At 67.0% G+C, this 24,296-nt stretch carries 24 protein-coding genes; 17 read left to right on the forward strand and 7 right to left on the reverse strand.

Annotated features, from left to right (window positions below):
* Nucleotides 1-361: 361 nt before the first annotated feature.
* Nucleotides 362-1,372 (reverse strand): Bug family tripartite tricarboxylate transporter substrate binding protein, encoded by a 1,011-nt coding sequence (locus J5T34_RS13715; RefSeq protein ID WP_208580232.1) that lies wholly within the window; start codon nucleotides 1,370-1,372, stop codon nucleotides 362-364.
* A gap of 56 nt (nucleotides 1,373-1,428) precedes the next feature.
* Complete coding sequence (locus J5T34_RS13720; protein ID WP_208580233.1) at nucleotides 1,429-2,934, reverse strand: acyl-CoA synthetase; 1,506 nt, start codon at nucleotides 2,932-2,934, stop codon at nucleotides 1,429-1,431.
* A 126-nt stretch (nucleotides 2,935-3,060) separates the two neighbouring features.
* On the opposite strand from J5T34_RS13720, the gene J5T34_RS13725 reads away from it, so the two are divergent.
* From J5T34_RS13725 to J5T34_RS13780, 12 genes are all read left to right on the forward strand, one after another.
* Complete coding sequence (locus tag J5T34_RS13725) at nucleotides 3,061-3,984, forward strand: LysR family transcriptional regulator (protein ID WP_208580234.1); 924 nt, start codon at nucleotides 3,061-3,063, stop codon at nucleotides 3,982-3,984.
* A 105-nt stretch (nucleotides 3,985-4,089) separates the two neighbouring features.
* Nucleotides 4,090-4,611, forward strand: a complete 522-nt coding sequence (locus tag J5T34_RS13730) for a winged helix-turn-helix transcriptional regulator (RefSeq protein ID WP_208580235.1) — start codon at nucleotides 4,090-4,092, stop codon at nucleotides 4,609-4,611.
* Nucleotides 4,595-6,037 (forward strand): MATE family efflux transporter, encoded by a 1,443-nt coding sequence (locus J5T34_RS13735; RefSeq protein WP_208580236.1) that lies wholly within the window; start codon nucleotides 4,595-4,597, stop codon nucleotides 6,035-6,037. Before J5T34_RS13730 ends, J5T34_RS13735 begins: the two co-directional genes overlap by 17 nt.
* 121 nt (nucleotides 6,038-6,158) lie before the next feature.
* Nucleotides 6,159-7,298, forward strand: coding sequence for a metallophosphoesterase (locus J5T34_RS13740; RefSeq protein WP_208580237.1), 1,140 nt, complete (start codon nucleotides 6,159-6,161; stop codon nucleotides 7,296-7,298).
* A gap of 24 nt (nucleotides 7,299-7,322) precedes the next feature.
* Nucleotides 7,323-8,351, forward strand: coding sequence for an AraC family transcriptional regulator (locus J5T34_RS13745; protein ID WP_208580238.1), 1,029 nt, complete (start codon nucleotides 7,323-7,325; stop codon nucleotides 8,349-8,351).
* A gap of 268 nt (nucleotides 8,352-8,619) precedes the next feature.
* A complete protein-coding gene (locus tag J5T34_RS13750; RefSeq protein WP_208580239.1) occupies nucleotides 8,620-9,612 on the forward strand; it encodes a tripartite tricarboxylate transporter substrate binding protein in 993 nt (330 codons plus the stop codon).
* Nucleotides 9,613-9,686: 74 nt separating this feature from the next.
* The gene (locus J5T34_RS13755) at nucleotides 9,687-10,871 is read left to right on the forward strand and encodes a lipid-transfer protein (RefSeq protein WP_208580240.1); all 1,185 of its coding nucleotides are present in this window, start codon (nucleotides 9,687-9,689) and stop codon (nucleotides 10,869-10,871) included.
* 3 nt (nucleotides 10,872-10,874) lie between these two features.
* Complete coding sequence (locus tag J5T34_RS13760) at nucleotides 10,875-11,318, forward strand: MaoC family dehydratase N-terminal domain-containing protein (RefSeq protein ID WP_208580241.1); 444 nt, start codon at nucleotides 10,875-10,877, stop codon at nucleotides 11,316-11,318.
* A gap of 13 nt (nucleotides 11,319-11,331) precedes the next feature.
* On the forward strand, nucleotides 11,332-11,751 hold the full coding sequence (locus J5T34_RS13765; protein WP_208580311.1) for a MaoC family dehydratase: 420 nt from the start codon (nucleotides 11,332-11,334) through the stop codon (nucleotides 11,749-11,751).
* 48 nt (nucleotides 11,752-11,799) lie between these two features.
* The gene (locus J5T34_RS13770) at nucleotides 11,800-12,624 is read left to right on the forward strand and encodes an SDR family NAD(P)-dependent oxidoreductase (RefSeq protein ID WP_208580242.1); all 825 of its coding nucleotides are present in this window, start codon (nucleotides 11,800-11,802) and stop codon (nucleotides 12,622-12,624) included.
* Nucleotides 12,625-12,642: 18 nt separating this feature from the next.
* Nucleotides 12,643-13,809: an acyl-CoA dehydrogenase family protein gene (locus J5T34_RS13775; RefSeq protein WP_208580243.1), complete on the forward strand. Its 1,167-nt coding sequence runs from the start codon at nucleotides 12,643-12,645 to the stop codon at nucleotides 13,807-13,809.
* A 64-nt stretch (nucleotides 13,810-13,873) separates the two neighbouring features.
* Nucleotides 13,874-15,613 carry a long-chain-fatty-acid--CoA ligase gene (locus J5T34_RS13780; protein ID WP_208580244.1) on the forward strand — a complete coding sequence of 580 codons (1,740 nt, stop codon included), beginning with the start codon at nucleotides 13,874-13,876 and terminating at the stop codon, nucleotides 15,611-15,613.
* Between the two features lie 204 nt (nucleotides 15,614-15,817).
* Here the strand turns inward: J5T34_RS13780 and ettA are convergent, their stop codons facing one another.
* A complete protein-coding gene (gene ettA / locus J5T34_RS13785; protein ID WP_208580245.1) occupies nucleotides 15,818-17,485 on the reverse strand; it encodes an energy-dependent translational throttle protein EttA in 1,668 nt (555 codons plus the stop codon).
* A 143-nt stretch (nucleotides 17,486-17,628) separates the two neighbouring features.
* Between ettA and J5T34_RS13790 the strand changes: the two genes are divergently transcribed.
* Nucleotides 17,629-17,856, forward strand: a complete 228-nt coding sequence (locus J5T34_RS13790) for a hypothetical protein (RefSeq protein ID WP_006575803.1) — start codon at nucleotides 17,629-17,631, stop codon at nucleotides 17,854-17,856.
* A gap of 12 nt (nucleotides 17,857-17,868) precedes the next feature.
* On the opposite strand, the gene J5T34_RS13795 is transcribed toward J5T34_RS13790, so the two are convergent.
* Both J5T34_RS13795 and J5T34_RS13800 read right to left on the reverse strand, forming a co-directional pair.
* Nucleotides 17,869-19,122, reverse strand: a complete 1,254-nt coding sequence (locus tag J5T34_RS13795) for a type II toxin-antitoxin system HipA family toxin (protein ID WP_208580246.1) — start codon at nucleotides 19,120-19,122, stop codon at nucleotides 17,869-17,871.
* A complete protein-coding gene (locus tag J5T34_RS13800) occupies nucleotides 19,122-19,397 on the reverse strand; it encodes a helix-turn-helix transcriptional regulator (protein WP_208580247.1) in 276 nt (91 codons plus the stop codon). The genes J5T34_RS13795 and J5T34_RS13800 overlap by 1 nt, the downstream gene beginning before the upstream one ends.
* Nucleotides 19,398-19,534: 137 nt before the next feature.
* On the opposite strand from J5T34_RS13800, the gene J5T34_RS13805 reads away from it, so the two are divergent.
* Complete coding sequence (locus J5T34_RS13805) at nucleotides 19,535-20,341, forward strand: hypothetical protein (protein ID WP_208580248.1); 807 nt, start codon at nucleotides 19,535-19,537, stop codon at nucleotides 20,339-20,341.
* Nucleotides 20,342-20,389: 48 nt separating this feature from the next.
* Here J5T34_RS13805 and J5T34_RS13810 read toward each other — a convergent pair whose 3' ends face one another.
* Nucleotides 20,390-21,268, reverse strand: a complete 879-nt coding sequence (locus J5T34_RS13810) for a glycosyltransferase family 2 protein (RefSeq protein ID WP_208580249.1) — start codon at nucleotides 21,266-21,268, stop codon at nucleotides 20,390-20,392.
* Nucleotides 21,269-21,451: 183 nt separating this feature from the next.
* Here J5T34_RS13810 and J5T34_RS13815 point away from each other — a divergent pair, with 183 nt between their 5' ends.
* Both J5T34_RS13815 and J5T34_RS13820 read left to right on the forward strand, forming a co-directional pair.
* Nucleotides 21,452-21,685 (forward strand): DUF2164 family protein, encoded by a 234-nt coding sequence (locus tag J5T34_RS13815; RefSeq protein WP_208580250.1) that lies wholly within the window; start codon nucleotides 21,452-21,454, stop codon nucleotides 21,683-21,685.
* A complete protein-coding gene (locus J5T34_RS13820; RefSeq protein WP_208580251.1) occupies nucleotides 21,678-22,070 on the forward strand; it encodes a hypothetical protein in 393 nt (130 codons plus the stop codon). Before J5T34_RS13815 ends, J5T34_RS13820 begins: the two co-directional genes overlap by 8 nt.
* Before the next feature lie 67 nt (nucleotides 22,071-22,137).
* On the opposite strand, the gene J5T34_RS13825 is transcribed toward J5T34_RS13820, so the two are convergent.
* Nucleotides 22,138-22,701: an ureidoglycolate lyase gene (locus J5T34_RS13825; RefSeq protein ID WP_208580252.1), complete on the reverse strand. Its 564-nt coding sequence runs from the start codon at nucleotides 22,699-22,701 to the stop codon at nucleotides 22,138-22,140.
* 204 nt (nucleotides 22,702-22,905) lie between these two features.
* Here J5T34_RS13825 and J5T34_RS13830 point away from each other — a divergent pair, with 204 nt between their 5' ends.
* Nucleotides 22,906-24,237: an MFS transporter gene (locus J5T34_RS13830; protein WP_208580253.1), complete on the forward strand. Its 1,332-nt coding sequence runs from the start codon at nucleotides 22,906-22,908 to the stop codon at nucleotides 24,235-24,237.
* Nucleotides 24,238-24,296 lie beyond the last annotated feature (59 nt).

The raw sequence follows: 24,296 nt of genomic DNA on the forward strand, positions 1-24,296 counted from the left end.
AAATTCTTCCCTCTGCTGCTTCACGGTGGTTTGGCTCCAGGGCAACTTCTTCCTCCCGCTGACTAGGCGGGAAAAGTGTTACCCATGTCCTGGCACACCTGTTACCCATGTCCCCGGTCCATACAGCGCGCGGGAGAGGGGAGCAAACCAACGGTCATTCAGTCGCGTCGCGGTCCGTTACTCCACTCTCCGGCGCGAGGGAGAGAGAGCGAACCAACGGTCATTCAGTCGCGTCGCGGCCCGTTTTTCCTCTCCCGCTCGGATCAGTCGCGTGGCGGCCCCTTACTCCCCTCTCCCGCTTGCGGGAGAGGGGTTGGGGGAGAGGGCAACGGCGCCGGCAAACCCCAACGACCGCCTGCCCTCAATCCAGCGAAATATTCTTCGCCCGAATCACCTTCCCCCAGTGCTCGCGATCCGCGGCGACATAGCGGTCGATCTCCGCCTGGCTCATCGGCTGCAGCACCTGCAGACCCAGCCCGTTGAAGGTCGCGCGGAACTGCGGGTCGCGCAGGGTCTGGTCCGCCGCGGCGCGCAGCTTTTCGATCGCCTCGGGCGGCGTCTGCGCCGGCACCGCCAGCCCGAACCAGGTCGCGGCCTGGAAGTTCGGATAGCTCTCGGCGACCGTCGGCACATTGGGCAGCACGTCGAGCCGGTTGCGACTGGTCACCGCCAGCGCCTTCAGCTTGCCGGCCTTGATATGCGGCAGCGAGGTGCTGACCACATCGACCATCAGTTGCACGTCGTTGGCCAGCAGCGCCGCCAGCGCCGGCGCGCTGCCGTTGTAGGGCACATGGGTCAGCTCGATGCCCAGCTCGGTCTTCAGCATCTCGGTGGCCAGCTGCAGCGCATTGCCCAGCCCCACCGAGCTGTAGTTCAGCTTGCCGCCCTGGCTCTTCGCATAGGCGGCGAACTCGCGGATATTGCCGGCCGGCACCTGCGTATTGGTGACCACCACCAGCGGCACCTCCGCGCCGATGCTGAAGATCTTGAAGTCCTTCGGCGGGTCGTAGGTGATCTTCTTGTACAGCATCGGGTTCAGCACCATGCTGCCGTTGGTCGCGAAGGCCACCGTATAGCCGTCGGCCGGCGCGCGGGCGACAAGGTTGGTGCCGATCATGGTGGCCGCGCCGGGCTTGTTGTCGACCACCACCGGCTGCTTCAGCACCTTGCTCATGCCCTCGGCGAGCGCGCGGCCGAACTGGTCGGTCGATCCGCCCGGCGTGTAGGGCACCACCAGTTTGATCGGGCGGTCCGGATAGGCCGCACCGGCGGTCGACACCGCACCGAACGTCACCGCCAACGTTGCCGCCAACGTCGCCCCCACTGCAGCGATGCCGCGCCGGGCCCGCCTTCCCGCTTTCCAGCCTTGCATGGTGTCTCCTTCGTTATGTTTGCTTCGTGGCCCTGCTTGCGCGATGAAAGCGGCGCTCAGACGCGCCGCGTCCGTCCCTGCCAGTATTGGTCGCGCAGCCGACGTTTGGCGAGCTTGCCGGTCTCGTCGCGCGGCAGCTGCCCGGCGATCACGATGGTGCGCGGCACCTTGAAGCCCGACAGCCGTTCGCGCAGCCAGGCGATCATGTCGGCCTCGTCGAGGCGCTCGCCCGGCATCGGCTGCACCATCGCCAGCAGCCGCTCACCGTATTCGTCGTCGGGCACGCCGAACACCACGCAGTCGGCGACGCCGGGATAGCGCACCAGCTGGTGTTCGATCTCGGCCGGATAGATATTGACGCCGCCGGAGATCACCATGTCCGAGGCGCGGTCGCACAGGAACAGATAGCCGTCCGCGTCGAGATAGCCCATGTCGCCCAGCGTCACCAGTCCGTCGCGCTCGATCGCGCGGCGCGCCGCGTCGTTGTGGCGATAGGTGAAATCCGGGTAGGCCGGCTGGCGGACGTAGATCAGGCCCACCTCGCCGGTCTCGCAGGGCGTGCCGTCCTCGCGCAGGATACGCACGCTGGCCTCGTCGACCGGACGCCCCGCGGTGCCCGGCCTGGCCAGCGCCTCGGCGGGCGTCGCCACGGTGACCATGCCGGCCTCGCTCGACGCGTAGGTTTCGTGGATCACCGGTCCCAGCCAGTCCAGCATCGCGCGCTTGATCTCGGGCGCGCACGGCGAGCCGGTCGAGGCGACGAAGCGCAGCGACGACAGGTCGTAGCGCCGGCGTACTTCGTCCGGCAGCTTCAGCAGCCGCACATACATGATCGGCACCAGGTAGACGACATCGATACGATGCCGCTCGATCAGTGCCAGCACCTCCTCGGCATCGAAGCGCGGCGTCAGTACCAGGCGCTCGGCCATCTGCAGCGCGTTCTGGATGAAGACGCCGGGCGCGCTGTGATACAGCGGCGCCGACATCAGCGCGCGGCAGCCCGGCACGATACCGATCGCCTGCGCCACCACCGAGCGCATCGCCGCCTGCTGCGCATCGAGCCGGTCCAGCGGCACCGCTGCGCGCAGCACGCCCTTGGGGCGGCCGGTGGTGCCGGAGGTGTAGGCCATATGGCCGCGCGGGGCCACGCGCGGGCCGTCATAGGGCGGCTGGGCCGCGAGCCACGGCTCGTACGCCGTGGCAGCGAGAACCGGCGGCGCGGCATCTTCGCCGACGGCCAGCACCGGCATGCCCGCCGGCACCGCGGCTTGCACGGCTGGCAGCAGATCGGCGTGGGCGATCAGCACCTTGGCGCCACTGTCCTCGAGCAGATAGCGCACCTCGTCCGCGGTGAAGTGCCAGTTGATCGGGCAGTAGTAGCAGCCCGCGGTCCGGCAGGCGTGCACGATGTCGGCGAACGGCGCGTCGTTGCGCAGCAGCACCGCGATCACGTCGCCCTCCGCCACGCCGAGCGCCCGCAGGCCGCCGGCCAGCCGGCTGCCGCGCGCCAGCAGTTCGTCGCCGCTGCGATGTCGATCCTGGAACCAGAGGTCCGCCGCCATTCGAATGCTCCTGTATATCGAGCGGTCACTGTAACGGCGGGCACCGACATCGACAATTGCCTGTCGGCGCAGCACAATGTTGAGCTCCACGCGACAATCCCCCTGGCAATCCCCGATGGACGCAGCATGGACCTGAATCTGATCCAGGCCTTCGTCGATATCGTCGACGCCGGCAATCTGGCCGAAGCCGGCCGCCGGCGCGGCGTCACGCGCTCGCAGGTCAGCCGCCAGCTGCGCGAACTGGAAGTCCAGGCGGGCGCCCAACTGATGCGCCGGACCACGCGGCGGCTCGAGCTGACCGAGCCCGGCCACGCGCTCTACCGCCACGGACTGGCCATCCTGCGCGAGGTCGCGTCCGCGCAGGCGGAGATCGACAGCCTGGGCAAGACGCTGCGCGGCCATGTGCGGCTCAGCGTACCGACCGGCCTGGGCGACACCTTCGTCGCGCCGCTGCTGCTGGCGTTCGCCGAGCGGCATCCGGGCATCACGCTGCGCGTCTTCTTCAACAATCGCGTCAACGATCTGATCGCCGCCGAGATCGACGTGGCGCTGAAGGTCACCTCGCAGCCGCCGCTGGACCATGTGGCGCGCGACGTCTGCGCGATCGAATGGGGCCTCTATGCGGCGCCGTCCTATCTGGAACGGATCGGTCCGATCCGGGTGCCGGCCGACCTCGCCGCGACCGACTTCCTGTGTCCGCCCTACTTCGCGCGCCCATTCGAGCTGCATCTGACGCGCGGCGAGCAGCGCGACGCCGTGCAGCTGCTGCCGCGCCTGCAGTCCGAGCACTTCCCCTTTCTGATCCGCGCGGTGCAGGCCGGCCACGGCGTCTGCCTGCTGCCGGTCTACGCCGGCTGGCAGGACGCCCACGCCGGCCGGCTGGTGCAGGTGCTGCCCGACTGGCGGCCCGAAGGGCTGGGCGACCGGCTCTACCTGATCACCACGCCCAACCCGCATCCGCCGATGGCCACGCGGGCGCTGATCGATTTCCTGCGCGAACAGATTCCGGCGCTGCCGGTGTTCCGCGACGCGCCCGACGGCTCGGTCTGAACCGCTGAACCGAGCGTATTCCCCGTTCCTCACGCACTTTCAATTTGCAAGCTAGAATGCTTGCAAATTGAAAGTCAGAATCAAGCAACAACAACCGGAGGAGACGTGGGCCATACCGACTTTGCCAGCATGCCCTGCCCGATCGCCCGCTCGATGGCGGTACTTGGCGAGCGCTGGGCGATCCTGCTGATGCGCGAGGCCTTCTACGGCAGCACGCGCTTCGACGAATTCCAGCGCAACCTCGGCATCGCGCCCAATATCCTCAGCGCACGCCTGAAGACGCTGGTCGAGCACGGCATGTTCGAACGCGTGCCGGCCGACGGCGGCGCGCGTCACCACTACCGGTTGACCGACAAGGGCCGCGATTTCTTTCCGGCTTTCGTCGCGCTGAAGGCCTGGGCCGACCGCTGGATGACCGACCGCGGCCCGATGACGGTGCTGCTGGACCGGCGCACCGGCGACGAGATCGCCGCGCCTGCGCTGACCCGCGCCGACGGCAGCACGGTGACGCTGGACGATTTGCGCGTCACCGCCGGCCCTGCGGCCGGCTACCACCTGCGCCGCCGCTTCGGGCCCGAAGCCGATACCGTCGAAGCCACGGAGGCAGGCGATGACCGAGCTGCATGACCCCCTGCGGGTCGCCGCGACGGCCGCCCCCTTCTCCGCCCCCTTCGCCGCTCCCGCCCCGAAGCCCATCCCCGCCGACGCCGGTATTGCGGCCGCCACGGCTGCCGCAGCCGCGGCACCGCTGCGCGCCGTGCTGCGGGCCATCGTCAAGCTGGCCGCCCCGACCAGCCTGATCGCGCTGCTGCAGGCCGTCGCGCAATTGGTCGAGACCTGGCTGGCGGCGCGCCAGGGCACCGCGGCGCTGGCCGGCTGGGCCGTGGTGCTGCCATTCGCGCTGCTGCTGCAGCAGATGTCGACCGGGGCGATGGGCGGCGGCGTGGTGTCTGCCATCGCCCGCGCGCTCGGCGCCGGCAAGCGCGAGGACGCGTCCGCGCTGGTGCTGCACGCGCTGATCATCGCCGTCCTGGCCGGCCTGGCCTTCGCCATTGCGCTGGCGGGCTTTCCCCATGCCGTGCTCGGCGCGGTGGCCGGTGCGACCGCCGCCGAGGCTGCAGCGAGCTACGCGATCTGGCTGTTCGGTGCCGGCGCGGTGCCGGCCTGGCTGGCCAACACGATGGCGTCGGTGCTGCGCGGCGGCGGCCGCCATGCGCTGGCGGCGCGCGTGCTGTGCCTGATGTGGATCGCCTTCCCGCTGCTGGCCTGGGCGCTGGCCGAACCCGGCGGCATGGGCCTGGCCGGCATCGGCGCCGCCTTCGCGCTGGTGTCGTGGGCGGCCGCGCTCGGCATGGCAGTGGTGGTGCTGCGCGGCGGCGCCGGCTTCGTGCCGGTGCTGCGGGTACGCCCGAACGTGGCGCTGTTCCAGCGCATCCTGTCGGTCGGGCTGGTTGCCTGCGGGCTGGCGGCGCTGGCCAATCTGGCGACCATCCTGGTGACCGCGCAGCTGCGACCCTACGGCACCGCCGCGGTCGCCGCCTACGGCATCTCGGCGCGGCTCGAATTCCTGATGATCCCGCTGGCCTTCGGCGTCGGCTCGGCGCTGACCGCGCTGGTCGGCCGATCGGTCGGCGCCGGCGACTGGGCCGGGGCGCGGCGCACCGCGTGGGTCGGCGCGCTGCTGGCACTGGCGCTGGCCGGCACCATCGGCGTCGCGGTCGGACTCGCGCCGGCGCGTTTTGCCAGCTGGTTCACCAGCGATGCGGAGGTGGCCGCGATCGCGGCGCGCGCGCTGTCGTGGATCGCGCCCGCCTTCGGCGGCTTCGGGCTCGGCATGGCGCTGTACTTCGCGTCGATGGGCGCGGGACGGATGCGCTGGCCGATCGCCGCCGGCATCGCGCGGATCGGCCTGGCCGCGGGCGGTGGCTGGCTGCTGGCGCATGTCGGCGGCATGGGTCTGGACGGCCATTTCCTTGGCGTGGCGCTCGGCATCACCGCCTATGGCGCGGTGACGGCGATCGGCGTGCGGCGCGCGGTATGGTCGGGACGCTGATCGAACCTTAGGTCGCGACAGGCGGTGCGCGGGCCGCTGGCGATGCCGTGGATGCGAAAGCGCCGTATCCCCGGTATCGTGCGGCTTATCGTGCCGACGCGGCACGCCTGTCCGGAGCACCATGACCCCTCGCCGATCGATCGTGACGGCCGCGCTGATCGTCGCCCTGCTGCATCTCTACATCGGCGCCCGCCTGCTGCCCGCGCTGCCGTGGCCGATGGCCCTGAAGACGCTGGCCGCGCTGTGGCTGGCCATCTCCACCGTGTCGATGCCGGCCGCGCTGCTGGCGCGCCGTTTCGAGCCGCCCTGGGGCGATCGCCTCTCGTGGCTCGGCATGCTGGCGATGGGGCTGTTCTCGACGCTGCTGATCCTGACCGTGCTGCGCGAGCTGGTGCTGCTGGCCTGTGCGCTGGCCGGCTGGTACCCGCCGGCACTGCCGGTCTGGAGCGCAGTGGCCACCGTCGCGCTGGCGCTGCTGATTTCGCTGCTCGGCTACTTGAACGCGCGGCGGGTGGCGCGGGTGGTCGACGTCGAGGTGCCGATCGCCGGACTGCCCGCCGCGCTGGACGGATTCACCATTGCCCAGCTCAGCGACATCCATGTCGGTCCGACCATCAAGCGGCCGTATCTGCAGCGCATCGTCGACCGGGTCCATACGCTGGACGCCGATGCGATCGCGATCACCGGCGACCTGGTCGACGGCAAGGTGCCCGAGCTCAGCGAACACACGGCGCCGCTGGCCTCGCTACGCGCCCCGCACGGCGTCTACTTCGTCACCGGCAATCACGAGTACTACGCCGGCGCGCATGCGTGGATCGACGAGCTGCGCCGGCTGGGACTGCGGGTCCTGCTCAACGAGCACGTGGCGATCGAACGCGACGGCGCCAGGCTGGTGCTGGCCGGCGTGACCGACTTCAGCGCCGGACATTTCGATCCGGCGCATCGCAGCGACCCGAAGGCGGCGCTGGCCGGCGCACCGTCCGACGCGGCCGTGCGCGTGCTGCTGGCCCACCAGCCACGCAGCGCGGTCGCCGCGGCCGAGGCCGGCTTCGATCTGCAGCTGTCGGGCCATACCCACGGCGGGCAGTTCCTGCCGTGGAATCTGTTCGTGCCGATGCAGCAGCCCTACGTCGCCGGGCTGCACCGCCACGGGAGCATGTGGGTCTATGTCAGCCGCGGCACCGGCTACTGGGGACCGCCGAAGCGCTTCGGCGCGCCGTCGGAAATCACGCGGCTACGGCTGCGGCGCGCGCAACCGTAGCAGCGCCGCGCTTCGGTCCCGCCCATGAACACCGCCAGCTTCACCCACCACACCATCGCCATCCAGCAGGTTCAGCAGACGCTGCTAGGCGCGCGCCATCGCGGCGCCGATATCGGGGCCTTGTTGCGCCGCGCTGGCATCGCGCCGGCGCTGCTCGATTCGCCGGTCGCGCGCGTGACGCAGGGCCAGTACGCCGCGCTGCTGTTTGCGTTGCGGCGCACGCTGCGCGACGAGCTGTGGGGCCTGTGCAACCGGCCGCTGCCGCTGGGCAGCTTTGCGCAGTGCTGCCGCATGATGGTCCACGCGCGCACGCTGGGCGAGGCGATGCACAGCGGCCTGCGCTACTACCGCCTGCTGATCGGCGACTTCGTGCCGCGGCTGCGGCGCCACGGCGAGATCGCGATGCTGTGCCTGTCGCCGCGCGTCGACTACGACGGGCGCCTCGCTTACGCGGCGCGCTCGTTCGCGTTCCTCGGTTACGGACTCGCCTGCTGGCTGGCGGCACGCCGCGTGCCGCTGATCGGCGTCGACCTGCCCGATTCCGTGCTGGGCCCGAGCGCCGACGCCGCGCTGCTGTTCCAGGCCCCCGCGTCTTACGGCCATGACTACACCGGCTGGCGCTTCGAGGCGCGCTGGCTCGAGCTGCCGGTGGTGCAGAACGAAGAGAGCCTGCGCGAATTCCTGAGGCAGGCGCCGGCCAGCCTGCTGATCAAGTACCGCGACCAGACCAGCATCACCGAACGCATCCGCCGCATCCTGCGGCGCAATCTGGCAGGGGAGCTCCCCACGCTGGAGGACGTCGGCGAGCAGCTGGCGATGACGCCGCAGACGCTGCGCCGCCGGCTGCGCGAGGAAGGCCAGGGCTTTCGCGGCATCAAGGACGACCTGCGGCGCGACGCCGCGATCGAGTACCTGGCGCGGCCCGAACTGACGCTGCCCGAGATCGCCAGCCTGCTGGGCTTCTCCGAGGCCAGCACCTTCCATCGCGCCTTCAAGCACTGGACCGGGGTCGCGCCCGGCCAGTATCGCCAGTCGCATCTGCGCGAGCACTGAGCCGCCGTTCCTCCGTCTCCCCGCATCGCCGCCTTTCCGCATCGCCGCAATTTTCTCGCGATGCCCTGCGGGTTTCCCCGTAGCCGGACTGCGTGCGCGGCGCGTTGCGTGCGCGCTCGCTCAGGCTTGATCGTTCATGCCAATGCGATTCAGCGCTTCGGCCATGTATCCGCGCGCACTGCCTTCCTAGACTGTCGTCACCGTGGCGGCGCGACCGCCGGCCAGCGGACAAGCTGCGGCAAAGCGGCGGACAAAACAGGAGACAGACATGGCAGACACATCGACGTCGCGCCGGCGCGCGCTGCTGGCCCTGGCCGGTGGGGCGCTCGGCGCGTGGGCGCCCTGGCCGGCCGCGGCGCTGGCGAAGTCCGACAGCTATCCCTCCCGTACGCTGACGATGATCATGCCGTTCCCGCCGGGCGGCGCCACCGACGTGCAGATGCGTGCGCTGGCGCACGCGCTGTCGAAGGAGATGGGCCAGCAGGTGGTCGTCGTCAATCAGCCCGGCGTCGCCGGCACCATGGGCCCGGCCGCGATGGCGCGCACCGCGGCGCCCGACGGCTACACCTTTTCCATCGCACCGGCCACGCTGTTTCGCCTGCCGCATCTGCAGAAGGTCAATTTCGACCCGCTCAGCGACTTCACCTATGTGATTTGCCTGACCGGCTACACCAACGGCCTGGTGGTGCGCACCGACGCCCCGTGGAAAACGCCGCAGGAGCTGCTCGCCGATGCGAAGGCGCGGCCGGGCCAGATCAGCTATGGCTCGACCGGCGTCGGCGCCGGCGGCCACGTCGCGATGGAACGGCTCGCGCGCGCGGCCGGCGTCAAGTTCAATTTCATCCCGTACAAGGGCATGGCCGAGGAGACCAATGCGCTGCTCGGCGGCCATCTCGACGTGATCTCCGATCCCGGCTGGGGTGCGCTGGTCGACGGCGGCAAGGCGCGGCTGCTGGCCACGCTCGGCGACACGCGGCTGCCGCGGCGCCCCGATGTGCCGACGCTGAAGGAGCTGGGCTACGACATCACGGTCAATTCGCCGGTCGGTGTCGTCGCCCCCAGGGGCATGAACCCGGCCGTACTGAAAACGCTGCACGACGCGCTGCGCAAGGCGATGCGCGACGCCGACTACCAGCGCATGCTGGCCGACTACGACCAGGTCGACATGTACATGAGCAGCGCGGAATATCGGCAGTACGCGATCGATCAGTTCGCGCGCGAGAAGGTGTTCCTGAGCCAGATCGGCGTGAAGCTGCAATGAGGCGGCTGCACCAGGCCTCGCGGCATCGGCAAGGTGAGCCCACGCAGCACGCAAACCACAACGAGGACCAGACCATGACACGCAAAGTCCATGTCGCCGGTGTCGGCATGATTCCCTTCAGCAAGCCGGGCAAGAGCGAGCCCTATCTGGTCATGGGCGAGCGCGCCGCGCGGCTCGCCCTCGACGATGCCGGCATGCCGTACGACGCGGTGCAGCAGGCCTACGTCGGCTACGTCTACGGCGATTCGACCGCGGGCCAGGCGGCGATCTATCGCGTCGGCCTGACCGGCGTCCCGGTCTTCAACGTGAACAACAACTGCTCGAGCGGATCGAGCGCGCTGTTCCTCGCCCGTCAGGCCGTCGAAAGCGGCGCGATCGAATGCGCGATCGCGCTCGGCTTCGAGCAGATGGTGCCCGGCGCGCTCAAGGGCGCCTACGACGATCGCCCGTCGCCGCTGGCACGCTTCGCCGAGACCATGGAAATGCTGCAGGGCTATGACGCCAACGCGCCGCGCGCCGCGCAGTTCTTCGGCGGTGCGGGACGCGACTACATCAGGCAGCACGGCATCCGCGCCGATACCTTCGCCCGCATCTCGGTCAAGGCACGGCAGCACGCCGCGCGCAATCCGCTGGCGGTGTTCCGCGACACCGTGACGCTGGACGAAGTGATGGCCGCGCCGATGGTGTTCGAGCCGCTGACGCGGCTGCAATGCTGCCCGCCGACCTGCGGCGCCGCGGCGGCGATCCTGTGCTCCGAGGACTTCGCGCGACGCCACGGGCTCGACATGCGCGTGACCATCGCCGCGCAGGCGATGACCACCGACACGCCGAGCACCTTCGATGGACGCGACATGCGCCAGCTGGTCGGCTACGACATGAGCCGCGCGGCCGCCGCGCAGGTCTACGAGAAGGCCGGCATCGGACCGGAGGACATCGACGTGGTCGAACTGCACGACTGCTTCACCGCCAACGAGCTGCTGACCTACGAGGCGCTGGGCCTGACCCCCGAAGGCACCGCGGAGAAATTCATTCTCGAGGGCAACAACACCTACGGCGGCCGCGTGGTCACCAATCCCTCCGGCGGCCTGCTGTCGAAGGGCCATCCGCTCGGCGCCACGGGCCTGGCCCAATGCGCCGAGCTGACCTGGCAGCTGCGCGGCCAGGCCGACCAGCGCCAGGTCGAAGGCGCGCGGCTGGCGCTGCAGCACAACCTCGGACTCGGCGGTGCCTGCGTGGTGACGCTGTATCAGGCGGCCTGAACCATGATCGATCGCCAATTCATCGGGCACCGGATGGCGCCGTTCACCGTGCCGGTCGAAGCGGGCCGGCTGCGCCTGTTCGCCAAGGCCACCGGCCAGCACGACCCGATCTACACCGACGAGGCCGCCGCGCGCGATGCCGGCCATCCCGCGCTGCCGGTGCCGCCGACCTTCCTGTTCTGCCTCGAAATGGATGCGCCGAATCCGGCCGCGATCCGCGAACTGCTCGGTCTGGACTACCGAAGGCTGCTGCACGGCGAGCAGCGTTTCACCTATCACGCCATGGCCTATGCGGGCGACCGTCTGACCTTCGAACAGTGCATCGAGGACCTCTACGACAAGAAGGGCGGCGCGCTCGAATTCGTCGTGCGCCGCACGCGCGTCAGCAATCAGCACGGGGCGCATGTCGCCGATCTGCGCACGGTCACGGTGATGCGCCATGGATGAAGGAGTCCGAACGATGCCGACGCTGCGCTACGACGACCTGCAGGCGGGCGACGCCCTGCCCGCCTTCGAGACCGAACCGGTGTCGCGCCTGACGTTGGCGCTCTATTGCGGGGCCTCGGGCGACCACAACCCGATCCACGTCGACACCGACTTCGCGCACGCCGCGGGCCAGCCCGATGTGTTCGCGCACGGCATGCTGTCGATGGCCTATCTCGGCAGGCTGCTGACCAACTGGGTCCCGCAGCAGCAACTGCGCGACTTCGGCGTGCGCTTCGTCGCCATCACGCATGTGGGCGATGTGCTGACCTGCCGCGGCACCGTGGTCGAGAAGATGGAGGCGCACGGCGAGAGGCGCGTGCGGATCGAACTGAGCACGGTGGACCGGAGCGGCGAGGTCAAGGTGGCCGGCGACGCGGTCGTGGCGCTGCCCTGAGGCGCAGGACACCGCGTACCGAACGAACACAGCAAGGAGACGAACGGCATGAACAAGCTGCAGGACAAGGTGGCACTGGTATCGGGCTCGGGCCGCGGCATCGGCCGCGAGATCGCGCTGAAGCTCGCTGCCGAAGGCGCGCGCGTGGTGGTCAACGATCTCGACGAGGCGCCGGCGCTGGAAGTGGTGGAGACCATCCGCGCCAGCGGCGGCAAGGCGGCGGCCTGCGTGGGCAGCGTGACCGAGGCCGGTTTTGCCGACCGCTTCGTCAATACCGCGCTCGAGCAGTTCGGCGGCCTCGACATCATCGTCAACAACGCCGGCTATACCTGGGACAACGTGATCCAGAAGATGAGCGACGAGCAGTGGGAGGACATCCTGGCGGTGCACCTGACCGCGCCCTTTCGCATCCTGCGCGCCGCGTCGAACTTCATCCGCGAGGCTGCCAAGCAGGAGGCGGAACGCGGCACGCCGGTATTCCGCAAGGTCGTCAACATCTCGTCGACCTCGGGCGTCTACGGCAATGCCGGGCAGGCCAACTACGCCGCCGCCAAGGCCGGCATCAACGGCCTGACCCGCGCGATGGCCAAGGAATGGGGCCGCTACAAGGTCAACGTCAACAGCATCGCGTTCGGCCTGATCAAGACGCGGCTGACCGAGGCCGATGCACAGGCCGACGCGAGCATCGATATCGCCGGGCGCAAGATCAAGGTCGGCGTCAACCCGCAGATCCTGAAGAACGCCGAGGCCCTGATTCCGCTCGGGCGCGGCGGCACGCCCGAGGAAGCGGCCGGCGCGGTCTATCTGTTCTGCATCCCCGAGTCCAACTACGTCAGCGGCCAGGTGCTGGTCTGCGGCGGCGGCCGCCCGTAACGTTCACCGGAGTCCGCCATGACGATCCAGCATGCGCCCCGTCCGTGGATGGACAGCGAACTCGAACTGCTGCGCGAGACCGCACGGCGCTTCTTCGAGACCGAATGCGTGCCGCGCCAGCCGGCGTGGGTCGAGCAGAAGCACTGCGACCGCGACATCTGGCTGCGCGCCGGCGAGCTCGGGCTGCTGTGCAGCGGCATTCCCGAGGCTTACGGCGGAGGCGGCGGCAGCTTCCTGCACGAGGCGGTGATCTGCGAGGAGCAGCAGCGCGCGCTGGTCACCAGCTTCAGCATCAACGTGCACAGCGGCATCGTTGCCCATTATCTGCTCGCCTACGGCAGCGAGGCGCAGAAGCAGCGCTGGCTGCCGGCGATGGCGCGCGGCGAGATGGTGGCCGCAATCGGCATGACCGAACCCGGCGCCGGAACCGACCTGCAGCGCATCAAGACCACCGCGGTCCTCAGCAGCGATGGCAGGCACTATCTGGTCAACGGCGCCAAGACCTTCATCACCAACGGCTGGCATGCCGACCTGATCTGCCTGGCGGTCAAGACCGATCCCGCCGCGCGCGCCAGCGGCGTGTCGCTGCTGATGGTCGAAACGCGCGACCTGCCCGGCTTTCAGCGCGGCCGCCTGCTCGACAAGATCGGCCAGCGCGGCCAGGACACCGTCGAGCTGTTCTTCGACGGCGTGATGGTGCCGGCCGAGAACCTTCTGGGCAACGAGGAAGGCCGCGGCTTCCGGCAGCTGATGCAGCAGCTGCCGCGCGAGCGGCTGCTGATCGCGATCGGCGCCGCGGCCACGATGCAGCGGGCCGTCGACGACACGCTCGCTTATGTGACGCAGCGCCACGTGTTCGGCGAACCGCTGATGGCGATGCAGAATACGCGCTTCAAGCTGGCCGAGTGCCAGACGCATGCGACCATCGCGCGCAGCTTCGTCGACGACTGCATTGGCCGGCTGCAGCGCGGCGAGCTCGACGTGCCGACCGCCGCGATGGCCAAGTGGTGGAGCACGCAGACGCTGTGCCAGGTCGTCGACGAATGCCTGCAGCTGCATGGCGGCTACGGCTACATGAACGAGTACCCGATCGCACGGATGTACACCGATGCGCGCGTAGGCCGCATCTATGGCGGTGCCAACGAGGTGATGAAGGAAATCGTGGCGCGGGCGATGGGGGACTGAAGCATCGAGGTGAATCGCGTCGCCGCAAAGCGAACGCCGGATCAACGACAGGAGACCAGCAGGCATGACATCCGACGCAGTGTCTTCCGAAGCGATGCCATCGAACCACTCGGATCAACACGCATGGTTCCGCAGCTGGCCGCGCGGATTGCCACATCGCATCCGCGTGCCGCGCGTCACGCTGTGCCACAACCTGTCGGTGCAGGCCGACCGCTATCCCGACAAGCCGGCAATCGTCTTCTATGGCCGCGAGCTGAGCTATGCGGAGCTGCGCCGCCAGACCGAAGCGCTGGCCGGTTACCTGCATCGCCATGGCGGCGTGCGCCCCGGCGAGCGCGTGCTGCTGATGAGCCAGAACTGCCCGCAATTCGTCGTCGCCTTCCATGCGATCGTGCGCTGCGGTGCGGTGGTGGTGCCGGTCAATGCGATGTGCACCGCCAACGAGCTCGATCACTATCTGCGCGACAGCGGCGCGCAGGTCGCGCTGGTGGCGCAGGAACTGCTGCCGGCGCTGCGCCCCTCGCTGGCGAGCGATCGATTGCGGCATCGGTTGCAACACGTAGTGGTGCACAACTATGCCGACGCCATCGACGCGGATACCGATCTGGACGTGCCCGACTGGGTCCGCGCCCCTCGCGCGACACTCGACGATGCGGATGCGCGCCTGACGTATTGGGGCGACGCACTGGCGCACGGTCTGCCCGCGCCCGATGTGCAGACCAGCCCTGACGATCTCTGCGTGCTGCCCTACACCTCGGGCACCACCGGCCACCCGAAGGGCTGCATGCATACCCATCGCACGCTGCTGGCCTCGACGTTCTCCGCGGTGCTCTGGCGCGGCCTGCATGCCGAAGCAGTGGTGATGGGCGTGGCGCCGCTGTTCCATCTGCTGGGCATGCAGAACGCGATGCTGATGCCGATCGCGATCGGCGCGACGGTGGTGATGCTGCCGCGCTGGGACGCCGCGACCGCGGCCCGGCTGATCGAGCGCTATCGCGTAACAACCTGGGGCGCGCCGCCGGCGATGCTGATCGACTTTTTCGCGCATCCGGAGGCGAGCGCGCGCGACCTTTCCAGCCTGACGCTGCTCAACGGCGGCGGCGCCGCGATGCCCGAGGCGGTGGCCGCGATGCTGAAGTCGCGCTTCGATCTCGGCTATATCGAGGGCTATGGCATGACGGAGACCGCCTCCTTCCTGCACTGCAATCCGCTGCACCGGCCCAGGCGCCAGTGCCTCGGCATTCCGGCCTTCGGCGTCGACTCGCGCATCGTCGATCCGGCCACGCTGGCGCCGCTGCCGCCGGGCGAGGTCGGCGAGCTGGTGACCAGCGGCGACCAGCTGATGCTCGGCTACTGGAATGACGAGGCCGCGAACCGCGAGTCCTTCTTCGAGCGCGACGGCAAGCGATTCTTTCGCACGGGTGATCTGGCCAGCGTCGACGAGGAAGGCTACTTCTTCATGCGCGATCGCCTGAAGCGCATGATCAATGTCAGCGGCTACAAGGTCTGGCCCGCCGAGGTGGAGACCATGCTGTACCAGCATCCCGCGATTCACGAGGCCTGCATCGTCGCGGTGCCCGACAGGCGGCAGGGCGAATCGGTGAAGGCGGTGGTCGTGCTCAAGCCCGGCACGACGCTGGAGGCTGCCGATCTGATCGCCTGGTGCCGGGAGCGGATGGCGGCGTACAAGACGCCGCGTGCGGTCGAGTTCCGCAGCGCACTGCCGAAGTCCGGGACGGGCAAGGTGCTATGGCGGGAGATCCAGGCGGAGCAGCGGACGATGCCGCGCTGTCGGCCGAGCTGACGCAGTTGCTGGAGAACCGGCCGGCGCCGTTTCGGTGGCCGGCGTAGGGACTGGCGCGCTCGCCTCTCCCTCTCCCCCACCCCTCTCCCACGAGTGGGAGAGGGGAGCCGAAAGCGGGCCGTAACGGTGAAGGAGGCCTCGCTGGTTTGCTCCCCTCTCCCGCCGGGCGGGAGAGGGGCCGGGGAGAGGGAAACCCCTACCGCCTCAACGAGCGATCGGCTTGTACCGAATGCGCTTGGGCTTGGCCGCTTCCTCGCCCAGGCGGCGCTTCTTGTCCGCCTCGTACTCCTGATAGTTGCCGGCGAAGAACTCGACGTGCGAGTCGCCTTCGAAGGCCAGGATATGCGTCGCGATCCGGTCCAGGAACCAGCGATCGTGCGAGATCACCATCACGCAGCCGGCGAACTCCAGCAGCGCGTCTTCCAGCGCGCGCAGCGTTTCGACGTCGAGGTCGTTGGACGGTTCGTCGAGCAGCAGCACATTGCCGCCGGCGATCAGCGTCTTGGCCAGATGCAGCCGGCCGCGTTCGCCGCCGGACAGCGTGCCCACGTGCTTCTGCTGGTCAGAGCCCTTGAAGTTGAAGCGGCCGATATAGGCGCGCGACGGCGTCTCGTAGCGGCCCACCGTCAGCACGTCCGCGCCGCCGGAGATTTCCTCGAACACGGTCTTGCTGCCGTCCAGCGCATCGCGGCTCTGGTCGACGTAGGCCAGCTTGACGGTCGGCCCGACCTTGATCGCGCCGCTGTCGGGCTGCTCCTTGCCGGTCAGCATGCGGAACAGCGTCGATTTGCCGGCGCCGTTCGGGCCAATCACCCCGACGATCGCGCCCGGCGGCACCTTGAAGCTCAGGTTGTCGATCAGCAGCCGGTCGCCGTAGGCCTTCGACACGTTCTCGAACTCGATCACCTCATTGCCGAGCCGCTCGCCGACCGGAATGAAAATCTCCTGGGTTTCGTTGCGCTTCTGGTATTCCTGGCTGTTCAGCTCGTCGAACCGCGCCAGACGCGCCTTCGACTTGGCCTGTCGGCCCTTCGGATTCTGACGTACCCATTCCAGCTCCTTCTTCAGCGCCTTCTGCCGCGCCGACTCGCTGGACTCTTCCTGCTTCAGCCGGTTTTCCTTCTGGTCCAGCCACGAGCTGTAGTTGCCCTTCCACGGAATGCCGTGGCCGCGGTCCAGTTCCAGGATCCACTCGGCCGCGTTGTCGAGGAAGTAGCGATCGTGGGTGACCGCGACCACCGTGCCGGGGAAGCGGGTCAGGAACTGCTCCAGCCATTCGACCGACTCGGCATCCAGGTGGTTGGTCGGCTCGTCCAGCAACAGCATGTCCGGCCGCGACAGCAACAGCCGGCACAGCGCCACGCGACGCTTCTCGCCGCCGGACAGATTGCCGACCTTCGCATCCCACGGCGGCAGCCGCAGCGCGTCGGCCGCGACTTCGAGCTGCTGCTCGGCATTGTTGCCGTCGCTCGCGGCCAGGATCGCCTCGTACTTGGCCTGATCGGCGGCCAGCTGGTCGAAGTCGGCGTCCGGCTCGGCATAGGCCGCGTAGATTTCCTCGAGCTTCTTTCGGGCTTCGAATACCTCGCCCAGGCCGCCCTCGACCGCTTCACGCACGGTCTGCTCGGGATCGAGCTGCGGCTCCTGCGGCAGATAGCCGATGTTCAGATTCGGCATCGGGATCGCTTCGCCCTCGATGTCCTTGTCGACGCCGGCCATGATTCGCAGCAACGTCGACTTGCCCGAGCCGTTCAGGCCGAGCACGCCGATCTTGGCGCCGGGGAAAAAGGACAGCGAAATATCCTTCAGGATCTGACGCTTGGGCGGAACGATCTTGCCCACGCGATTCATCGTATAGACGTACTGTGCCATGCGGCTTACCCAGTGAAATGACGGTGTTGGAGGGGGATGGCGCAGTGTAGCAAACCGGGCGCGGCCGGCGCACCCGATCGGTGCAGGCGCGGTATCATCATGCCCCTCGCCTTCGGGCCAAATTTCGCTTGCCGAGTCCCACCATGAGCCCCAAACCCGCCCGCACGCTGACGTTCAAGTGCAAGAAGTGCAACAAGCCCGTGACGCTATACCTGCAAAAGGTATCGGCCTGCTCGCATATCACGCCGTATCAGGGCTTCTGCAAATGCGGCGAGATGATGCGGCATGCCACCGGCGACAAGGACGCGGTGGCGTCGTTCGTGGAGTCGAACGATATTCATTGGGCGCATCATCACCACCATCATCATTGAGCGATGGCTTGTTCAGGCCGCGATGCGGGCAGAGACCTTGCGCGTCGTGGACTGAATGAATCGCTCGAGGCGATCCGCGAGATCGCGCGCGCCATGCGGCAACGACGGCAAGGTTTGCTCCACCGCGCGCGCCACTGCGCCCGGCATCCGTTGCGCCAATTCCGCTGCCAGGTTCAACACGTAGCGTGGCTGCATGCCCAGCGTTTCTGCCATCGCAACGACGTGCTGGCGGCGAATCTCTCCCGGTCGGCTTTCTCCGCCGATCGAAAACGCGAACTCGCTCGACAGGCCGGCATACAAGCGGGTGCACATCAGATCGTAGAACGGGGTCAGCCTCACGCCCTGGCCCGGCAGCACGTACAGCGACAGGTTCTTCGCGTGGCTGTCGTTGTTGCCTACGTAGAGGTTGAAGAAGATCCAGTTCAGGAAGTTGCGCAGGTCGACTGCCGACTGAACGCTGCGTTGTCGGATCAGGGCTGCACAGCCCGCGATGCCAGGACCGCCCTCTTTTTCGTACTTGCGATCGGACACGGTGCCGGCCAACTGGCACAGGTCGTACTGGAGCAGCCGCCCCAACGTTCCATCCGGCCGCTGGTATCTGTCGAAGCGCCGCACGACGCATGCTCGCGTCATCGGTTCATAGAAGACCTCGGCCGCCGGCAGGCCACACTCGGCCGCAGCGCGCATCACGATGGTCTCGTTCGCGGCCGACTGCCATACCTTTGCCAGGCGCTTGATGTCCGGCTTCAGGATGTGCGTCGACGGCGCGACGCCACGAGGAAGACGCGGGACGCCATCATCGAAGATCGCAAGGCTGGTCTTGTCCTGTGCACCGGCAAGGGAGATGCGCGCACGCGCCCCCTTCAGGTCCACCGCTGCCGCCGATGGCTGGCTCAGCGCTGCACCCAGCGCTTGCCATGACGTCACCTGATACGTCGGCGCTTTCGGCACGTCGCCTTCCGGGACGATAACGAAGGCGCCCGCCGTATCCCCCGCGAACTCGAGCAGCATCGAAAACAAGGTCGATGCCTTCTTCTGCTGGGCGAGATAGTCGCGCAACTCGCCCTCGGGCAACAGGTTCTCGAAAAACGCCTGCACCACCTCGCCGTCCTGCCGGTCTGGCACCAGCGGAATGGCGGCGACCGGGAATCCGTCCTGCCGGGCCAGCCAAGCCGGCGAATAGGCGAAGGCCAATGGCGCGGTATCGTAAATGGTGCCGACCACGTCATCGCCCCACAGGACGCTGAGTCGCTCAGGCCGGGCCATCACAGGCCTCCGCTAGTCTTGGGCTTCACCACCACTTCGAGCCCGAGCAAGTCCATGATGTCGAGAACCTTCTGCAGCTGGACCGTCGGCTTGCCTCGCTCGAGTTCGACGACAAAGCGGTTGCCGGTACCGCCGAGACCCGCGAGATCGGTTTGCTTGAGTTCCAGTTGTTCGCGACGTTGGCGGATGGTGGCGCCAAGGTCGGTGGAACTATGGATGACGACACCGGCCGGATTTAAGTTACCGTTCGGGAAGTTCTGTTCCTTTATCGCCATCTCATACCCCGTGAATTACCGTTCGGTAATTTTTGTACCTTCACCGTCGAACGTCAAGGAGAAAATTACCGATCGGTAATTTTATGAGGAAAGCGCGAATCGAGTGAAGCAGCTGCCGCATTGGGCGATATAGTGGAATGTCTTCAGAACACAACGGACGCATCATGGACTCCCAGGACGCCAATCCACTTCCAACCAGCGTGCTTGTAGCCTCCCCGATCTACAACGATCAGTGCGACGGCTCCTATACCCATTCGCTGCTGCAGTTGCAGGCTGCGTTGTATCAGCGGGGCATCGGCTTCGAATACGCGTGGACCAAGAGTTCGAGCCTGATCACGATCGCGCGGAATCTGCTGGCCAACTGGTTTCTGAAGCGGACAAGCTGCAGCCACCTGCTCTTCATCGATGCCGACATGGTGTTTCGCAGCGCCGACGTGCTGGCGATGCTGGAGACGGATGTCGACGTGATTGCGGCGATGTGTCCGCGCAAGGAAATCCATTGGCCCAACGTCGCGGCTGCCGCGCGGAATCACCCCGAGATGCAGCCCCACGAGCTGGCGAAGGTAGCGGCGTCGTACGGCACGTTTCAGCTCGTTGAGCCGGGGCGCGGCTTCAATGTTCGAACGCCGGTGGAGGTCGAAGGCATCGGCACGGGAATCATGCTGATCAAGCGGCAGGTGTTCGAGCGAATGGCCGCGATGTACCCGGACGCGACCATGAAATCGCCGGACCGCTCAAGCGATGAAAGGATCCACGTGTTCTTCGATCTCGGCAGGGACGAGCACGGCGACATGCTGTCGGAGGATCTGATGTTCTGCAAACGGTGGCGGCAGATTGGCGGGAAGATTTATGGTGCGCCGTGGTTCGAGGTAGGACATATTGGGAGCCATGAATTCCGCGGCAGCCTGTTCGATATCGCCGCCGTGCCGGGCGCGGTGCTTTGATCCGAAGCGGTGGGCCTGGCCACCGCGACAGAAAATCCCCTCCATCGTTCAGTCGAACGCCTGCACCGCCAACAGCAGAATCACGGCCAGATAGCCCAAATGCATGCGCGTGCGCTGCCGCTTGTAGCGCCTGACGACGTCGGGCAGGAATAGCTGCCGCGCCGCCTTGACGCTCGAAATCGGATCGGCCACTACGTCCGAATAGGCCTCGGTGTTGTTGCGATAGATCGTTGCCAACGACTCTCGCTCATGCCCGCCGGTGAGCTGCTGCGTCGTCCGCGAACGCTTGCTGATGCGGTAGTAGAACAGCGGCGCATCGATCCGATGCACCTTCGCTTCCGGGTCCAGCAGCCGGATATAGAACTCCCAGTCCTCGAAGCCGTGCTTCATCGCTTCCGAATAGCCCGAAGTCCGGTCGTACAACCCGCGCGGATAGACCGCGCAGTTGTGAATCATGTTCTCGAAGCGCAGCCGCTGATAGCTGTATTCGGGAAGCCGCCACTTGCCCTTCTTCGCGCCGAAGCGCATCGCCTGGCAATAGACCAGCGCCGTGTCCGGGTGCTTGCGGAAGTACGCCATGGCGCGGCGCAGGTAGTCCGGATGGATCTTGTCGTCGCCGTCCAGCGGCACGATGTATTCGCCGCCGGTCAGCCGGATGCCGAGATTGCGCGCCGACGCCACGCCGCCGTTCTGCTTGCGGATATAGGTGAAGCGACGGTCCTTCTGCACGAAGGCCTGCACGCGCTGCGCAGTGTCGTCGGTGGAGCCGTCGTCGACCACGATGCAGCGCCAGTGCGGATAGGTCTGGCGCTGCACCGATTTCAGCGTATCGGCGATTACGGCCGCCTGGTTGTAGCAGGGGACGATGATGGCGACTTCGGGCGACGAATCGGTCTGCGGACGGCGGATTTTGGAAAGAGACTTCAACAGCATTAATGGGAGAGCGTGTTCTGCGGTTGCGGCCAATGATCGCATACCGGGCGTGATGGGCCGGGAAAACCGGCCTTCTCGCCTGGAGGGCTCTGCTCGGGTCGTGGGTCTGGACAATGAAGTACATTCCCAACACGACCGAGGAGCGCCCAAGTCCAACTTCCACGAGCCGGGAATCCGATGCGCAACGACGATTTCGACCTGATCAAGTTTTCATCCCAAGTCCGCGACCTTCTCGACAGCGAGCTTCAGATAGCCGTCGGCAATATGGAAGTGGTCCCGTTTGCCGAGAAGCTGTACAAGCTGGTGCGAGCGCAGGCGTACAACGAAGGCGTGCTGGACGCAAAGCGGGTGATGGAGCGCAAGCTGACGGACGTTTCTGAGCAACTGGACATCTTGCTGCAGTATGAGTAGCAAGTATTCGCTGACGCAGATAAGGGATGTCTGGGTCAATGCGCGCCTGAACGGCGAGGTGGACTGGCTCGACTATCTGGAGGCGCCGACCTTCTTTTTGAAGGCGAATGGCGAGCTCGTCTCGAAAGCCAATCAGATCGCTTACATCGAACGCAGCCGGAAGAAATTTCCGAACAAGCGCGCCGGCGAGGCGGAGTTCAAGGAGACCGGCACCGAGATCCAGCAGCACAAGAGTTGGGCCACGGTAACGGGATCGGCCTGCTTGAAACGGGACGGAAGGATCGTCCACCAGTTCGATTTTCTCGAGTTGTGGCTGGTGGTGGACGGCCGTTGGCAGATAGCGTCGCTGTGTATCGAGGACACGCAGCCTGTCGGAGCGGCGTGACTGGGATGGTTGCTCGAAGCTCTCGGGCTAGCCGGCCCTGCGCGAAGCCCGCCACGACACTGCCTACTCAAAACAACGTGGCTTCCTGTCCCGACGCCCCTTCGCGCTCGGTCTGCGGCAAGGTCAGCCACAGCGTGGTGCCCCCGGCCAGCTCCAACTCATCGCAGTTGTTCTCCGGCCCGCCACGATCCACCACGACGAACCGGGCAACCTTGTCCGTCACGATCAGCGAGTGGTGCCACACGCCCTTCCGATAGTTGACGCCTTGCCGGCCGTTGGTGACGAAGGCCCGCACCGCTTGCGGCTCGATCGTGTCGCCGGGCGGCGCCACCACGACGAGGAATGGAGCCTCCCCCAACGGGATGAACGCCTGGCTGCCAAGCGGGTGCCGCTCGAACGAGATCAGGGCCAGCGGCAGCGCATACGGCTGCGACTCGAACAGATTGATCAGCGGGCGTCCGTCGTTCGACGACACGTCGACTTCGGCCAGATCGTGGAAGCGATGACACATGCCCCGATTGATAGCGATGGGCGCATGGCCATCGCTTTCGATGACGTCACCGAAGGGGGCGAAGGCGTCGGCGGTGAGCGGTTGCGCGATCAGGGGCTGTGAATCGGTAAGAAGAGGCATGGCGGATCCGAGTCAGGTCATTCATGTACTGGTCTTACCAGTATTACGATATGGTCGATTAGTGTCAATGCGTCATAGTGGCGGGTAAACGCCGATTTCCGGCGACCGCAGCATGACGCTATCGTGGCGCCCTGACACTCACCTCATACTGGTCATACCAGCTTAAACACGCCCGGCGATACAACAAACAAGAGGAGACTTGCCATGACACCCTACCAAGCCCGCCCGGCGTTATCGCCGGCATCCGAGGCCGACATCCCGGCCGTCGCGCAAGAGAATGCGGTCTACCGCAAGGTGGCCTGGCGCCTCCTGCCCTTCCTCATGCTTTGCTACGTCGTTGCCTATCTCGACCGCGTGAACGTCGGCTTCGCCAAGCTGCATATGCTGGCCGACCTCCAGTTCAGCGAGGCGATGTACGGCCTGGGTGCGGGTCTCTTCTTCATCGGCTACTTCTTCTTCGAGGTGCCCAGCAACATGCTGATGCACAGGATCGGCGCCAAGGCGACCATTTCCCGCATCATGATTACCTGGGCGCTGATCTCCGCCGCGATGATGTTCGTCACCACGCCGACGCAGTTTTACGTGCTGCGCCTGCTGCTCGGCGCCGCCGAGGCCGGCTTTTATCCCGGCATGATCCTGTACCTCACCTACTGGTTCCCATCGCACCGCCGCGCCAGGATGGTCGCGCTGTTCATGTGTGCGATCCCGGTGTCCGGCATCTTCGGCGGACCGCTGTCGGGCTGGATCATGGAATCGATGCAGGGCGTGTCGGGCCTGCGCGGCTGGCAGTGGATGTTTCTGATCGAGGCCATTCCCTCGCTGCTGGTCGGCGTGGCGGTGATGTTCTACCTCGACAACAACATCCGCTCCGCCAAGTGGCTGACCGAATCGGAGAAGGCCCTGCTCGAACGCAATATCGCCAACGAACGCCTGGCCAAGGACGCGCATCCGACGCTGCGCGCACTGTTCGCCGATACGCGCATCGTCAAGATGGCCTTCATCTGCTTCTGCACGGTGATGGGCCAGTACGGCCTGACGTTCTGGCTGCCGACGCTGATCAAGCAGTCGGGCGTATCGAGCGCGCTGCATATCGGCCTGCTGACCGCGGTGCCGTTCTCGGTCGCGGTCTGCTCGATGATTCTCGTCAGCCGCAGCTCCGATCGCATGCGCGAGCGCCGCTGGCATCTGATCGTGCCGTTCTGCTGCGGCGCCACGGGACTGATGCTGAGCGCCGTGTTCAGCGACAACGTGGCCTGGTCGCTCGCTGCACTGGCACTGGCCGCCGGCGGCAGCCTCGCCACCTCGCCGCTGTTCTGGAGCCTGCCGACCGCAATCCTGTCGGGCGCCGGCGCCGCCGCGGGCATCGCGATGATCAACTCGTTCGCCAACCTCGCCGGCTTCCTGAACCCCTACATGATCGGGCTGATCAAGGACGCGACGCAGAGCACCAACCTGGCAATGTTCGTCCTCGCCGGCGTGCTGCTGATGGGCGCCCTGCTGACGTACACGGTGCCGGCGAAGCTGGTGAACAAGTAGGCGCCGCGGCGCCAGGGGCGCAGGGGGGGCGCGAGACAACGCTCGGGTACAATCGTCTG

It is taken from the genome of Cupriavidus gilardii (assembly GCF_017598945.1).
GTDB classification, from domain to species: domain Bacteria; phylum Pseudomonadota; class Gammaproteobacteria; order Burkholderiales; family Burkholderiaceae; genus Cupriavidus; species Cupriavidus gilardii_E.

Bases quoted from the DNA above. Each gene is read 5' to 3' on its own strand.
- J5T34_RS13715 (WP_208580232.1), bottom strand. From the start codon at position 1,372: ATGCAAGGCTGGAAAGCGGGAAGGCGGGCCCGGCGCGGCATCGCTGCA.
- J5T34_RS13720 (WP_208580233.1), bottom strand. From the start codon at position 2,934: ATGGCGGCGGACCTCTGGTTCCAGGATCGACATCGCAGCGGCGACGAA.
- J5T34_RS13725 (WP_208580234.1), top strand. From the start codon at position 3,061: ATGGACCTGAATCTGATCCAGGCCTTCGTCGATATCGTCGACGCCGGC.
- J5T34_RS13735 (WP_208580236.1), top strand. From the start codon at position 4,595: ATGACCGAGCTGCATGACCCCCTGCGGGTCGCCGCGACGGCCGCCCCC.
- J5T34_RS13740 (WP_208580237.1), top strand. From the start codon at position 6,159: ATGACCCCTCGCCGATCGATCGTGACGGCCGCGCTGATCGTCGCCCTG.
- J5T34_RS13745 (WP_208580238.1), top strand. From the start codon at position 7,323: ATGAACACCGCCAGCTTCACCCACCACACCATCGCCATCCAGCAGGTT.
- J5T34_RS13750 (WP_208580239.1), top strand. From the start codon at position 8,620: ATGGCAGACACATCGACGTCGCGCCGGCGCGCGCTGCTGGCCCTGGCC.
- J5T34_RS13755 (WP_208580240.1), top strand. From the start codon at position 9,687: ATGACACGCAAAGTCCATGTCGCCGGTGTCGGCATGATTCCCTTCAGC.
- J5T34_RS13760 (WP_208580241.1), top strand. From the start codon at position 10,875: ATGATCGATCGCCAATTCATCGGGCACCGGATGGCGCCGTTCACCGTG.
- J5T34_RS13765 (WP_208580311.1), top strand. From the start codon at position 11,332: ATGCCGACGCTGCGCTACGACGACCTGCAGGCGGGCGACGCCCTGCCC.
- J5T34_RS13770 (WP_208580242.1), top strand. From the start codon at position 11,800: ATGAACAAGCTGCAGGACAAGGTGGCACTGGTATCGGGCTCGGGCCGC.
- J5T34_RS13775 (WP_208580243.1), top strand. From the start codon at position 12,643: ATGACGATCCAGCATGCGCCCCGTCCGTGGATGGACAGCGAACTCGAA.
- J5T34_RS13780 (WP_208580244.1), top strand. From the start codon at position 13,874: ATGACATCCGACGCAGTGTCTTCCGAAGCGATGCCATCGAACCACTCG.
- ettA (WP_208580245.1), bottom strand. From the start codon at position 17,485: ATGGCACAGTACGTCTATACGATGAATCGCGTGGGCAAGATCGTTCCG.
- J5T34_RS13790 (WP_006575803.1), top strand. From the start codon at position 17,629: ATGAGCCCCAAACCCGCCCGCACGCTGACGTTCAAGTGCAAGAAGTGC.
- J5T34_RS13795 (WP_208580246.1), bottom strand. From the start codon at position 19,122: ATGGCCCGGCCTGAGCGACTCAGCGTCCTGTGGGGCGATGACGTGGTC.
- J5T34_RS13800 (WP_208580247.1), bottom strand. From the start codon at position 19,397: ATGGCGATAAAGGAACAGAACTTCCCGAACGGTAACTTAAATCCGGCC.
- J5T34_RS13805 (WP_208580248.1), top strand. From the start codon at position 19,535: ATGTCTTCAGAACACAACGGACGCATCATGGACTCCCAGGACGCCAAT.
- J5T34_RS13815 (WP_208580250.1), top strand. From the start codon at position 21,452: ATGCGCAACGACGATTTCGACCTGATCAAGTTTTCATCCCAAGTCCGC.
- J5T34_RS13820 (WP_208580251.1), top strand. From the start codon at position 21,678: ATGAGTAGCAAGTATTCGCTGACGCAGATAAGGGATGTCTGGGTCAAT.
- J5T34_RS13825 (WP_208580252.1), bottom strand. From the start codon at position 22,701: ATGCCTCTTCTTACCGATTCACAGCCCCTGATCGCGCAACCGCTCACC.
- J5T34_RS13830 (WP_208580253.1), top strand. From the start codon at position 22,906: ATGACACCCTACCAAGCCCGCCCGGCGTTATCGCCGGCATCCGAGGCC.